This is a genomic window from Paraburkholderia sp. GAS33 (assembly GCF_050436645.1).
In the GTDB taxonomy this organism is placed as follows: Bacteria; Pseudomonadota; Gammaproteobacteria; order Burkholderiales; family Burkholderiaceae; genus Paraburkholderia; species Paraburkholderia phenazinium_B.
The window spans coordinates 142,667-155,140 of record NZ_JBNDMP010000007.1 but is presented as its reverse complement, the minus strand read 5'-3'; the positions used below and the strand labels follow the sequence as shown (position 1 = coordinate 155,140).

General features: G+C 63.6%; 11 protein-coding genes. 5 read left to right on the top strand and 6 right to left on the bottom strand.

Annotation, left to right across the window (positions count from 1 at the left end):
- Window positions 1-55 precede the first annotated feature (55 nt).
- Window positions 56-565: a formaldehyde-activating enzyme gene (gene fae / locus P3T24_RS22160; protein WP_074264689.1), complete on the top strand. Its 510-nt coding sequence runs from the start codon at window positions 56-58 to the stop codon at window positions 563-565.
- 84 nt (window positions 566-649) lie between these two features.
- Window positions 650-1,054: a hypothetical protein gene (locus P3T24_RS22155; RefSeq protein ID WP_429437861.1), complete on the top strand. Its 405-nt coding sequence runs from the start codon at window positions 650-652 to the stop codon at window positions 1,052-1,054.
- A gap of 80 nt (window positions 1,055-1,134) precedes the next feature.
- Here P3T24_RS22155 and P3T24_RS22150 read toward each other — a convergent pair whose 3' ends face one another.
- Complete coding sequence (locus P3T24_RS22150) at window positions 1,135-1,659, bottom strand: dihydroneopterin aldolase (RefSeq protein WP_074264691.1); 525 nt, start codon at window positions 1,657-1,659, stop codon at window positions 1,135-1,137.
- A gap of 445 nt (window positions 1,660-2,104) precedes the next feature.
- Between P3T24_RS22150 and P3T24_RS22145 the strand changes: the two genes are divergently transcribed.
- The 3 genes from P3T24_RS22145 to P3T24_RS22135 are packed head-to-tail and all read left to right on the top strand — an operon-like array spanning window position 2,105 to window position 6,198.
- Window positions 2,105-4,198 (top strand): sigma-54-dependent Fis family transcriptional regulator, encoded by a 2,094-nt coding sequence (locus P3T24_RS22145; RefSeq protein WP_429405200.1) that lies wholly within the window; start codon window positions 2,105-2,107, stop codon window positions 4,196-4,198.
- Entirely contained in the window at window positions 4,195-4,770 is a 576-nt protein-coding gene (locus P3T24_RS22140; protein ID WP_429437859.1) for a flavoprotein, read from the top strand. The genes P3T24_RS22145 and P3T24_RS22140 overlap by 4 nt, the downstream gene beginning before the upstream one ends.
- A 45-nt stretch (window positions 4,771-4,815) precedes the next feature.
- The gene (locus tag P3T24_RS22135) at window positions 4,816-6,198 is read left to right on the top strand and encodes a DUF6513 domain-containing protein (RefSeq protein ID WP_429437856.1); all 1,383 of its coding nucleotides are present in this window, start codon (window positions 4,816-4,818) and stop codon (window positions 6,196-6,198) included.
- A 63-nt stretch (window positions 6,199-6,261) separates the two neighbouring features.
- On the opposite strand, the gene fba is transcribed toward P3T24_RS22135, so the two are convergent.
- The 5 genes from fba to cbbX all read right to left on the bottom strand — a co-directional run bounded on the left by fba (window position 6,262) and on the right by cbbX (window position 12,471).
- A complete protein-coding gene (gene fba / locus P3T24_RS22130) occupies window positions 6,262-7,299 on the bottom strand; it encodes a class II fructose-bisphosphate aldolase (RefSeq protein WP_429437853.1) in 1,038 nt (345 codons plus the stop codon).
- A gap of 55 nt (window positions 7,300-7,354) precedes the next feature.
- Complete coding sequence (tkt, locus tag P3T24_RS22125) at window positions 7,355-9,367, bottom strand: transketolase (protein ID WP_429438194.1); 2,013 nt, start codon at window positions 9,365-9,367, stop codon at window positions 7,355-7,357.
- Between the two features lie 127 nt (window positions 9,368-9,494).
- Window positions 9,495-10,367 (bottom strand): phosphoribulokinase, encoded by an 873-nt coding sequence (locus P3T24_RS22120; RefSeq protein WP_074264696.1) that lies wholly within the window; start codon window positions 10,365-10,367, stop codon window positions 9,495-9,497.
- A 19-nt stretch (window positions 10,368-10,386) separates the two neighbouring features.
- Complete coding sequence (locus tag P3T24_RS22115) at window positions 10,387-11,484, bottom strand: class 1 fructose-bisphosphatase (protein ID WP_429437850.1); 1,098 nt, start codon at window positions 11,482-11,484, stop codon at window positions 10,387-10,389.
- A gap of 27 nt (window positions 11,485-11,511) precedes the next feature.
- A complete protein-coding gene (cbbX, locus tag P3T24_RS22110; protein ID WP_429437847.1) occupies window positions 11,512-12,471 on the bottom strand; it encodes a CbbX protein in 960 nt (319 codons plus the stop codon).
- Window positions 12,472-12,474: the final 3 nt, after the last annotated feature.

Below are 12,474 nucleotides of genomic sequence, written 5' to 3'. Positions count from 1 at the left end.
ACTGGAGCATGTCAGTCAGTCGTCAAGTCACTATTCCACTCATTGGAGGAACAGAATGGCCAAGATTAATCGCGTCCTGATAGGAGAGTCGCTCGTCGGCGACGGTAACGAGGTCGCACATATCGACTTGCTGATGGGACCGCGAGGTTCAGCGGCGGAAACTGCATTCTGCAATGCACTCACCAATAATAAGGATGGCTTCACATCGCTGCTTGCCGTCGTCGCGCCGAACCTGCTCACCAAGCCGAATACGATTCTGTTCAACAAGGTGACGATCAAGGGCGCCAAGCAGGCCGTGCAGATGTTCGGTCCTGCGCAGCATGCCGTTGCACTCGCCGTGGCGGACAGCGTCGAGGATGGCACGATCCCGCAGGACGAAGCGGACGATCTGTTCCTGTGCGTTGGCGTCTTTATTCACTGGCAGGCCGACGACGACAAGAAGATTCAGGAATTCAACTACCAGGCGACGCGCGAGGCAATCAAGCGCGCTGTCGCCGGTGAACCGAGCGCGGCGGAAGTCGTGGCGAAGAAGGGCAGCGTCGCGCATCCGTTTGCACCGAACTGACGGTGCGCCGGATTGCGTGGGGCAGCAAGGGTTCGCGCTCGCGCGGACCTTTGCTGTGAAGCGACCCTCTCATAGAGGCAAGAGATGAGCATACGATGTCGTGCGCTGGCAGCCTGTGCCTGCATCACGCTCGCGGTACCGCTCGCGTGGGCGGATGGCGACACGCCCACGGCGGCGGCCCCGGCGGGAGGTTACAACTATCCGACGCAGGGCCGGGTCGAATATGTGCTGGGATGCATGGACGACAACGGACACGATTTCGCCAACGTCTATAAATGTTCGTGCGTGATCGACAAGATGGCCACCGCGCTGCCCTACGAGGAGTTCGTCGATCAGTCGACGTTCTCCAAGTACGCAACGTTGGGCGGCGAAGGCGGCTCAGAGTTTCGGGTCGATCAGGCGAAAGCTCAGACGAAGAAATTCCGCGCATTGCAGACCGATGCCTACCGCAGTTGTGGGCTAGGGCACGAAAAGACGGCGGCGAAGTAGTCGAGCCAATGTGCGGGGCCGTCTGAAATAGCGAATCGCGCGCACGGTGCTGGCAACAGCACCGTGCGGCGTTTTTGCGCTCAGTCCGGAATCAGCCCTGTCCCGAGCAACGCATAACCTGTGACGCCTGCGGCCGTTTGCGGCATATCGCTACGCTGCCGCTCGATCTGCACACCGACCGCCGACACATCATCGAACTTGGCGGGTTTGGCTAGCGCGACGCGCACCCAGTGAGCGCCGAACTCGGTGATCAGGAGGCGCGCCACCGCTTCGGCAAGCGCTTCGAGCAAACGCACGCCATGCGACGCAAGGAGCCCATGTAGCGCGCTACGTACCGCCGCATAATTGATCGTGTCCTCGATGCGGTCGGTTGTGCAGGCACGAATGGCGGGAACACCGATTGCAAGATTCATCCGTACCGGCTGCGGGACATGTTGCTCGCTGCTGTCGATACCGATGATCGTCTGACCAACAAAGTTTTCGATGAAGACGATGTCCATCCGCCCGGACGGCATGGCGGTAGAGGGCGCGTCGAACGGCGCAGTGGCGCCCGGCACCCCGGCAGCGGAGAAACTGGCAAGACGAACGGCATCGAGACGATCCATGGTGTACTCCGCCGCGGCGCGGCAAATAATCTGCAAACGAGTTGGCAAAAGGCCCGAAGCCGCGCTGCAAGACGCGCCTCGGGTAAACGCGTAGCCGCACAGGTGTGACAGCACGCGAAGCACTCTGCGCCGAAGCTGCAACACTCTCCTCGCCTTCGGCCAGCAGAGGAAGTCATTCGGGCACGATGATGAGAAAAGCAAAAATCGCGCACGCTATCCAGGGCTATTGCGACTTTTTTATTGAACGGGAGCGACATCCGGCGTAGAGTTTTAAGCCGATGCTTGGTATAAGGACTAATCACTCGGTGCGCATATGGACCCAGAACCGTAGCGCGAGGGGAAGACGGTATCGATAAAGCGGCACTCGTACGCGCATGGCGAAGCAAGGCAGCAGCAACGCAGTGTGAGCCGGCACGGACGAATTGACGCAACGGAGACAAACCCCATGTCGTTGCTCACTGACAGCACCATGCACGTCCGTGAAGTTTTGAACGTCGTCAATCATCAATTGGCGACCCGCCCGACGAGCGACCCCGTCGCTCAATCATGGGCGCGCTGCATGAACGAATTCCAGCTCGACCCTTCCCGCTTTGTCGTGCCCCCTGTTCTGACCGACTACGAACTCAGTTCGCGCCGCGAGGCAATGGGCGATCTGATCGCCTGCTCGAAGCTCGAAATGACCACGCTTTACCAGCAATTAGCCGATCCCGAACTTGCGGTGGTGCTGGTCGATGCCGGCGGCATGATCGTCCATCAAGTTTCGTCGGTGCCTTTCGCCGAAGCGGTCGCCGCAGACGGCTTTCGCGTCGGCGCTCTATGGAGCGAACGCGAGGCCGGCACGAACGGCATGGGCACGTGCCTCGCCGAACGCGACTGCATCGCCGTCTGCCAGCACGAGCATTTCTATCCGCGCTATACGTCGCTCACCTGCTCCGCCGCGCCGATTTTCGACGACAGCGGCGAAATTGCCGGTGTGCTGGATGTGACGAGCCGCTCGAAGCTGCTGCAGCAGCATTCTCTGGTGCTGGTCGGCATGTCGCGGCAGATGATCGAAAACCGTCTGCTGGATGCGCGTTACCGGCACGCGAACATGATCCATTTTCACAGCCGCCCGGAATTCGTCGGTACGCTGCACGGCGGCAAACTGGCGGTGGCGGACGACAGCACGGTGCTCGCCGCAAACCGCAGCGCGCTGTTCCAGCTCGGCTTCCGCTCGCTGCGCGAACTGCGTGGCCGGCGCATCGAGGAAGCGTTCAATGCTTCGCTCGAGGACATGATCGCGCGCAGCATCCGCGGGTCGTTCCATCCGGTCACCGTGTATAGCGCTAACGCGACCAACCGCTTCTTTCTCGTCGCGCAGACGCCGCAAAGCAGCGCCGAACGTGGCGTGCGAGTGGCGGGGACAGCGCCCGTGACGCGTGCCAGCGCGCCCGAGAAGCGGCCGGCGCCGGCCCGGCTCGACCAGATCGCGCACCTGGAATTCGGCGATCCGCGCATGGCCTCGCAAATCCAGCTCGCGGCGCGAGTGGTCCAGCGCAAGATTCCGATCATCCTCAGAGGGCAAACGGGTACCGGCAAGGAAGTCTTCGCGCAAGCGCTGCATAGCATCAGCCCACACGCATCCGGTCCGTTCGTGCCGGTGAATTGCGCATCGCTGCCCGAAAATCTGATCGAAAGCGAACTGTTCGGCTATCGGGCGGGCGCGTTTACCGGCGCACAGCGCGAAGGACGGCGCGGCAAAATCGTGCAGGCCAATAGCGGCACGCTCTTCCTCGATGAAATCGGCGACATGCCGCTCGCGTTGCAGGCGCGCCTGCTGCGCGTGATCGAGGAACACGAGGTCACGCCGCTCGGCGCCGAAACGACCATCAAGGTCGATTTCCAGCTCATCAGCGCCAGTCACCGCAATCTGCTCGAACTTGTGCATGGCGGACAGTTTCGCGAGGATCTGTATTACCGGCTCAAGGGTGTTGAACTGAATCTGCCGCCACTCAGCGAACGGGTCGACAAGCTCGCGCTGATCCATCATCTGCTCGAAAAAGAAACGAACAACGATCCGCCCGAGCTGACCCCGGAAGCCGAGCAGGCATTGCTGACGTATGCATGGCCCGGCAATATACGCCAGTTGCGTCACGTATTGCAGATGGCCATTGCGCTTTGCGATGGACAACCCATCCGCTGCCAGGACCTGCCTGGCGAAATCACCCAACGTATGCCGGAAAACGGGCCGGTGGCGGCTTTGCGCGCGGCGGTGCCGGACGTCGACCCGCATCCGGACGACGAAGTGGATCTTTCCGCGCTCAACGCCATCCAGTTGAACGAACGCGGGACCGTTCTGACGCTGCTCGACGAGCACCGCTGGAACGTCAGCAACGTCGCCAAGGCGCTTGGCATCAGCCGCAACACGTTGTACCGGAAGATGCGCCGGCTGCATATCCGTCTGTCGCACGACGGCTCGGCAATCGCCGGCGAGCCGGCCGACGAGATGCCGTCCGACGATTCGTTCTCCAAAGAGTCGCCGCCCATCGACGACGCATGACCCAGACGCCCGCTCGTCGTCTCGCTGAGTTCAAGCCCGATGCGCGCTTCGCCTGGTGCGTAACAGGCTCAGGCCATCTGCTCGACGAGTCGATCGCGCTCGCGCTCGAACTGCCGCGCGTCGATCTCTTCCTCTCCGCAGCCGCGGAGGAAGTCTTGCCGCTCTATAGCTGGCCCCTGCCGAAGCTGCGCAAGCACTTCCGCGTGTTTCGCGACAATAGTGCGAGCGGCGTGCCGGTCGGTATGCTCTACCACGGCATGTACCACACGGTGGTGATCGCGCCGGCCACCAGCAACACCGTGGCCAAATGCGCATTCGGCATCTCCGACACGCTACCGACCAACATGTACGCGCAGGCGGGCAAGCAGTGCATTCCGGGCATTGTCTTTGCGTGCGACACGGAGCCGACCGTAGTGACGCAAAGCCCGAACGAATGGGTCGAACTGCGTCCGCGGGCGATCGAACTCGACAACGTTGAGCGCCTGTCGCGCTTCGAATACACGACACTCGTGCGCTCGCTGGATGAACTGAAAGCGGCGCTCGGTGAGCGCCTGTCGCGCGTGACTATATGAACAGCCCCCACGCTCCCTGCGATCGCTGCCCGGCCGTGCATTGACATGGACCATATCGTCTTCCTGACTGGCCGGCTCGCCGAAAAGAGCCTGATTCACACGCTCGAAAGCATGGCGCCGACTCCGTTCAGTTGGGAAATCCGCGAAATCGGCCTGCAGGTCGCAGCGCTCATGACGGCCGACCTGATTCGCCGCCGCATCCCCGTCCCGCTCGTGGCGCAGCGGGTCATCGTGCCCGGGCGTTGCCGTGGCGACCTCGCTGCGCTGACCGGGCACTACGGCGTGCGGTTCGAGCGAGGTCCGGAAGAGGTCAAGGATTTGCCGCAATTCTTCGGCCGCGAGGCGCAACCGTTCGATCTGACGCGTTACGAGACCAGTATCTTCGCCGAGATCGTCGATGCGCCGCGGCTCGATCTGGATAGCATCGCCGTACGTGCGCGCGAGTATGTCGCGCAAGGTGCTGATGTAATCGACATCGGTTGCCTGCCCGAAACGCCGTTTCCGCATCTCGAAGACGCGGTGCGCCTGCTCAAAGCTCAGGGGTATCGCGTGAGCGTCGATTCGATGCGCAGCGACGAACTGCTGCGTGGCGGCCGCGCGGGCGCGGATTATCTGATGAGCCTGAACCTCGACACGCTCTGGATTGCGGACGAGGTACCGTCCACGCCGATCCTCGTCGCCCGCGAGCCGGCAGATCCGGCCTCGCTCGATGTCGCGATCGAGCTGCTCGCCGCACGCGGCCGCGCGTTTCTCGCCGACCCCATTCTCGATCCGATTCCGTTCGGTCTCGCCGCATCGATTGCGCGTTATGTCCGGTTGCGCGAACGCTACCCGGATATCGACATCATGATGGGCATCGGCAACGTGACTGAACTGACCGAGGCCGATACGAGCGGCATCAACGCGGTGCTGCTTGGCATGGCAGCGGAGCTACGTGTGAGCGCAGTGCTCACCACGTCAGTCAGCCTGCACGCACGGCGCGCGGTCCGGGAAGCCGATGTCGCGCGCAGGGTGATGTACGCCGCCCGCGAAGCACAGGTGCTGCCTAAGGGCATCAACAGCGATCTCGCGACGGTTCACGCCAAACGCCCTTTTCCGTATAGCACCGCCGAAATCGCCGAGGTTGCGCGCGAGGTGCGGGACCCCAACTTTCGCGTCCAGGTCAGCGCGGACGGCATTCACGTTTACAACCGCGACGGACATCGCCAGGCGGGCGACCCGTTCGCGCTCTACCCGGACCTGAATCTCGAAACCGACGGCGGCCACGCGTTCTATATGGGCGTCCAGCTCGCCCGCGCCGAGATCGCCTGGCGGCTCGGCAAGCGCTTCGATCAGGATCAGCCGCTCGACTGGGGCTGCGCGATCGACCGGCCTGAACAGGATCTCATGGCGTGGCAAGCGCCAGGCGAGACGATGAAAAAGCGCTGAGGGCTAACCCAGCCGCGCCGATTCATCACATCACTGCCCATGCGCCGGTGGCCTGCTGCACACCTAGTGGTAGCGGCGCGCCATCGCATCGAGCGGCAGCGGTTTGATGCGCGAGGCCTGGCCCGCACATCCGAACGCCTCGAAACGTTCGATGCAAAGCGCGCTCGCGGCCGCCGTCGCCGCCTTCAACGCGGCGCGCGGATCGAACTCCGAGCGGGCATTGGCCAGCGACTTGCGCATAGCGCCGCTCATTGCGAGCCGGATGTCGGTATCGATATTGACCTTGCGCACACCATGCGCAATGCCGCGCTGGATTTCTTCGACGGGCACCCCGTACGTCATGGGAATCTCGCCGCCGTATTCGCGGATCACCGCGAGCCACTCCTGCGGCACCGACGACGAGCCGTGCATCACGAGGTGGGTGTTCGGAATCCGTTCGTGAATCTCGACGATCCGGTCGATGGCAAGAATGTCGCCTGTCGGCTCACGGCTGAATTTATAGGCGCCATGCGAGGTGCCGATCGCAATCGCCAACGCGTCGACGCCGGTCGCCTCCACGAAAAACTGTGCCTCGCGCGGATCGGTGAGCAGCTCGTCGCGCGAGAGTTGCCCCTCGGCGCCGACGCCGTCCTCCTCGCCCGCCGCGCCGGTTTCGAGCGAACCGAGACAACCCAGCTCACCTTCGACAGATACACCCACGGCATGCGCCGCCTCGACAACCCGGCGGCTCACGTCGACGTTGTACTCGTAGGCAGCGGGCGTCTTCTGGTCCGGCAACAGGGAGCCGTCCATCATCACCGACGTAAAGCCCGAGCGGATCGCCTGCTGACACACCGCCGGGCTCGCACCATGATCCTGGTGCAGCACGAGCGGGATATCCGGATGCGCCTCGAGCGCGGCGAGCACCAGATGACGCAGGTACGGTTCACCCGCATACTTGCGGGCGCCCGCCGACGCCTGCAGGATCACCGGGCTCGCGGTCGCCTCGGCGGCCCGCATGATCGCCTGGATCTGCTCCATATTGTTGACGTTGAACGCGGGCACGCCGTAGCCGTGCTCGGCCGCGTGGTCCAATAGTTGCCGCAGTGCGATGAAGGCCATTGCAAACTCCTCGAAGTCGAATCGAATCGGATCAGCTCGCCGCGTGGGCGCCTGTTCATGTCGATGGCGCCAGTTGCGCGCATTGCACGACGCGGATGGCTTCATCCACCACCGCCTGCACGGTCAGATTGAAATGCTTGAACAGCGCGGCAGCGGGTGCGGACTCGCCGAACGTATCGATGCCGACAACCCCGCCTTCGAGGCCCACGTATTGCCGCCAGAACGCGCGAACCCCCGCTTCGACCGCAATGCGCGGCACGCCTGGCGGCAGGACCGCGTCGCGCCAAGCGCCGGGCTGGCGGTCGAACACGCTGGTGGACGGCATCGACACGACGCGCGCGGCAATACCGGCTTCGGCCAGCGGTGCGACGGCGTCGAGCGCAAGGGACACTTCCGAGCCGGTGGCGAGCAGGACAACGCGGTTTTGCGCCGACGCATCCGCCCAGTCGCGCAAGACATACCCACCCCGCGCGACCGCCTCGATCTGCGCGCCGCTGCGCGCGGCGAACGGCAGATTCTGGCGGCTCAGCAGCAGGCATGACGGTCCGCCGCGCTCCGCTGCACAGGCCCACGCCTGCGCAGTTTCGACGGTGTCGCACGGGCGCCAGACGTCGAGCCCCGGAATCAGCCTCAGACTCGCCGCATGTTCCACCGACTGATGCGTCGGCCCATCTTCGCCGAGGCCGATCGAGTCGTGCGTGAACACAAAGATCGAACGGAGCTTCATCAACGCAGCCATACGCAACGCGTTGCGCGAATAATCGGAAAACGTGAGGAAGGTGCCGCCGAACGGGATATAGCCACGATGCAGCGCGATGCCGTTCATGACCGCGCTCATGCCGAACTCGCGCACGCCGTAGTGCAGATAGTTGCCCCCTTGCAGGCCGCTATCGTCCGCATGGACGTCGACCGCTCCTTTCCAGTTGGTCAGATTCGAGCCGGTCAGGTCCGCCGAGCCGCCCAGCAATTCCGGCAACGTCCGGGCGAGTGCGGCGATCGCCTGCTGCGAGGCCTTGCGTGTCGCAATCGACTCCGCCGCGCCGTCCGCGTCGCGCAACATCGCGCGGACCGCATCGTGCCACTGCGCGGGCAGCGTGCCTTGCGCCCTGCGCTCGAACTCAGCGGCTTCATGCGGATAGTGCTTACGATAGGCTTCGAATCGCTTCATCCAGTCGGTTTCAGCAGTGGCGCCCCGCTCGCCGGCGTCCCAGAGCGCATGGACCTCGGCCGGCATCGCAAACGGCGGATGCTCCCAGCCGAGCGCGCGTCGCGTGTTCGCGGCTTCATCGGCACCGAGCGGCGCGCCGTGCACATCGTGCGTCCCTGCTTTCGATGGCGACCCTTTGCCGATCACCGTCTTGCAGCAGATCAGCGTCGGCCGGCCCGCTGTGCGCGCAGCACACAATGCCCGATCGACCGCCTCGACGTCGTGTCCATCCACGTCACGCTCGACGTGCCAGCCGTAGGCCGCAAAACGCGCCGGCGTGTCGTCGCTGAACCACTGCGCGACGTGGCCGTCGATCGAGATGCCGTTGTCGTCGTACAGCACCGTGAGCTTGTCGAGCTTCAACGTACCGGCGAGCGAGGCCGCCTCGTGCGAGATGCCTTCCATCAGGCAGCCGTCTCCGGCAAACACGTAAGTGCGGTGGTCCACGACCGCATGGCCGGCCCGATTGAATTCACGCGCGAGCAGCGCCTCGGCGAGCGCCATGCCGACCGCATTGGCCAGTCCCTGCCCGAGCGGCCCCGTGGTCGTCTCGACGCCGGGCGTGACGCCCACTTCGGGATGCCCCGGCGTCTTGCTGTGCAATTGCCTGAAGCGCCTGAGTTCGTCGATCGGCAGGTCGTAGCCGGTGAGATGCAGCAGTCCGTACAACAGCATCGAGCCATGCCCGTTCGACAGCACAAAGCGGTCGCGATCGGGCCACGCAGGATTGCGCGGACTGTGCTTCAGATGGCGATCCCACAGCGCGACGGCGATCTCGGCCATGCCGAGCGGCATGCCCGGATGACCCGATTTCGCCGCTTCGACCGCATCGATCGCGAGCATGCGCAGCGCGTCGGCCATCAGGCGGGTCGCCGCGGCTGCAGGTGTTACGGGTGCTGCGGATGCTGCGGATGTGGCGATGGATTTTGCGACAGTACTCATCGAAGCTCTCCTTGCACGAAATCAACCCACCATGTGGCGCAGCGCCTCAGGCGCGCGAGCGCCGGTCGATCAGTTGCAGAATCATCGGTGTGAAAATCAGCTGCATCGCGAGGCCCATCTTGCCGCCTGGCACCACGATCACATTCGGCCGCGACATGAACGAGTCGTGCAGCATCGTCAGCAGATACTGGAAGTCGATCCCCTTCGGCCGCGCGAAACGGATCACGACGAAGCTCTCGTCCGGCTGCGGAATCTCGCGGGCGGTAAACGGATTCGACGTGTCCACGGTCGGCACGCGCTGGAAGTTCACATGCGTGCGTGAGAACTGAGGGCAGATATAGTTGACGTAGTCAGGCATGCGCCGCAGGATCGTATCGACCACGGCCTCATGCGAGTAGCCGCGCATGGTCTGGTCGCGATGCAGTTTCTGGATCCATTCGAGATTGATGATCGGCACGACGCCGATCAGCAGATCCGCATGCCGCGCGATGTCGATGCTGTCCGTCACCGCCGCCCCGTGCAGGCCTTCATAGAACATCAGATCGGTGTCCGGCGTCACCTCCTCCCATGGCGTGAAGGTTCCGGCGTCCTGCTTGTAGAGCCGCGTTTCGGGCTCGTCGTGCACATAGTGGCGCAACTTCCCGGTGCCGCTTTCTCCATAACGGGCGAAGAGCGCCTCGAGCTCTTCGAGCAGATTCGCTTGCGGCCCGAAATGGCTGAAGTTCGGTGCGCCATCCCGCTCGTGCTGTTTCATGGCTTCGCGCATGCCGTTGCGGTCATAACGATGAAAGGCGTCGCCTTCGACGATCTGCGCGTTGATCTTTTCGCGCCGGAAAATATGGGTAAAGCTCTTCATCACAGTCGTGGTGCCGGCGCCGCTCGAACCGGTCACCGCGACGATCGGGTGTTTGCTTGACATGCGTTTGTCTCCGGATGATTTAAGCCGTGAAGCCGGGCAGAAACAGCGAGCGCCGGCTAAAGAGCGGTGACGTGAAGGGTCGATCCTCGCCCCGGTCGTATTCACCGTGATAGCGCTCGATGCGCTCCACCTCGTTCTTCGAGCCGAGGATCACCGGCACGCGCCCATGCAGCGTGCGCGGCACGACGTCGAGAATACGTTCGCGCCCGGTGATCGAAAGGCCGCCGGCCTGTTCGATCAGAAAGCTCATCGGGTTGGCTTCGTACAGCAGCCGCAAGCGCCCTTCCATGGCCGGTATTTTCGAGTCGCGCGGGTACATGAACACGCCGCCGCGCATCAGGATGCGATGCACCTCGGCGACCATCGATGCGATCCAGCGCATATTGAAGTCGCTTGCGCGGCAACCGCTGCGTCCGTCCTTGCACTCCTGTACGTAGCGGCGCACCGGCGGTTCCCAGAAGCGTTCGTTCGACGCGTTGATGGCGAATTCAACCGTGTCTTCTGGAATGCGAATGTTCGAATGCGTGAGCACGAAGTTGCCGATGTCGCGCTCCAGCGTAAAGCCATGCGTGCCGTTGCCGACCGAGAGCACGAGCATCGTCGAAGGCCCGTAGACGGCGTAGCCTGCTGCGAGCTGCTCGCGGCCCGGCTGCAGAAACGCGGACTCGCCCACCGGCGCCTGCGAATCCGCCGGGTTTTCATTGCGCAGCACCGAAAAGATCGATCCCACCACGCCGTTGATGTCGATATTCGACGAACCGTCGAGTGGATCGAAGGCAAGCAGATAGTCGCCGCGCGGATAGCCCGGCGGAATCGGGTAGACCGCCTCCATTTCCTCGGACGCCATCGCCGCGAGCAGTCCGTCCCATTCGCATTGCTGCACGAAGATCTCGTTAGTCGCGACATCGAGCTTCTTCTGCTCCTCGCCGTGCGTGTTGACGCTATGCGCGGAGCCGTAGTGGCCGCCAAGCGCGCCTTTGGTGAGCATCGCGGAGATCGACTTGATCGCCGCGGCCACGTCGATCAGGAGCGCCGAAAGGCCCGCGTTCTGCGCTCCAGGCTGGCGGTCGAGCGTGTCGATCAGGAACTTCGAGAGGGTCGTACGTCCGTCTTGCATGGCGATCTCCTGAGGGATGGTTTTCGTTTAGCCTGGCGGCGCCAGCACGGCGTGCGTCGTATGAGAGGACGCAGGCACCCCGTCGCTTGCCGGGAGCGTTTCGGCGAACACACGGCTCCCGCGAATGTCGGCGGCCGCAATCAGGGTGAGCGCGGCGGCGTCGATGGCCGCGCCGTCCCGCATCGCCGTGGCGAACAGGCGATTGGCCTGACGCAGCCGCGAACGGTCGAGCGCATTGCGCACCGAACGGGCGTTAGCAAAATTCGGCTGGCGGGTGCGCAGCGCGAGATAGTCCGCGAAAGCGCGGCGCGCGTCGGCGTCGAAGCGGTAATGCATCGTCGCGAGCATCCGCTCGGCGATGTCGAGCAGTTCCGCGTCGTCGTAGTCGGGAAACGTGATGTGATGCGCAATCCGCGAACGAAAGCCCGGATTGCTCTCGAAGAACACTTCCATGCGCGCCGCGTAGCCAGCGAGAATCACGACGAGATCGTCACGCTGGTTTTCCATGGTTTGCAGCAGGATCTCGATCGCCTCCTGACCATAGTCGCGTTCGTTTTCCGGGCGATACAGGTAATACGCTTCGTCGATGAAAAGCACGCCGCCCATCGCGCGCTTCAACACCTCGCGCGTTTTCGGCGCGGTATGGCCGATGTACTGACCGACCAGGTCGTCACGCGTCACCGAAACCAGATGATTGCGGCGAATGTAGCCCAGCCGGTGCAGCACTTCGGCCATACGTAGCGCGACCGTGGTCTTGCCGGTGCCGGGATTGCCGGAGAAGCACATATGCAGGGTCGGCGCGCCGCCTGCGAGGCCGAGCGAAGCGCGGGCCCGCTCGACGAGCAGATGGGCCGCGACCTCGCGAATGCGGGTCTTCACCGGGGCGAGCCCGACCAGATCGCGATCGAGTTCGGCCAGCACGTCGCCGATGCCGGAGTCGCGATAGAGCGCGGCGAGATCGACATTGGGCACCTGTGCGCAGTTCATCTT

Coding starts and splice junctions, on each gene's coding strand:
- fae (WP_074264689.1), top strand. CDS start 56: ATGGCCAAGATTAATCGCGTCCTGATAGGAGAGTCGCTCGTCGGCGAC.
- P3T24_RS22155 (WP_429437861.1), top strand. CDS start 650: ATGAGCATACGATGTCGTGCGCTGGCAGCCTGTGCCTGCATCACGCTC.
- P3T24_RS22150 (WP_074264691.1), bottom strand. CDS start 1,659: ATGGATCGTCTCGATGCCGTTCGTCTTGCCAGTTTCTCCGCTGCCGGG.
- P3T24_RS22145 (WP_429405200.1), top strand. CDS start 2,105: ATGTCGTTGCTCACTGACAGCACCATGCACGTCCGTGAAGTTTTGAAC.
- P3T24_RS22140 (WP_429437859.1), top strand. CDS start 4,195: ATGACCCAGACGCCCGCTCGTCGTCTCGCTGAGTTCAAGCCCGATGCG.
- P3T24_RS22135 (WP_429437856.1), top strand. CDS start 4,816: ATGGACCATATCGTCTTCCTGACTGGCCGGCTCGCCGAAAAGAGCCTG.
- fba (WP_429437853.1), bottom strand. CDS start 7,299: ATGGCCTTCATCGCACTGCGGCAACTATTGGACCACGCGGCCGAGCAC.
- tkt (WP_429438194.1), bottom strand. CDS start 9,367: ATGGCCGACGCGCTGCGCATGCTCGCGATCGATGCGGTCGAAGCGGCG.
- P3T24_RS22120 (WP_074264696.1), bottom strand. CDS start 10,367: ATGTCAAGCAAACACCCGATCGTCGCGGTGACCGGTTCGAGCGGCGCC.
- P3T24_RS22115 (WP_429437850.1), bottom strand. CDS start 11,484: ATGCAAGACGGACGTACGACCCTCTCGAAGTTCCTGATCGACACGCTC.
- cbbX (WP_429437847.1), bottom strand. CDS start 12,471: ATGAACTGCGCACAGGTGCCCAATGTCGATCTCGCCGCGCTCTATCGC.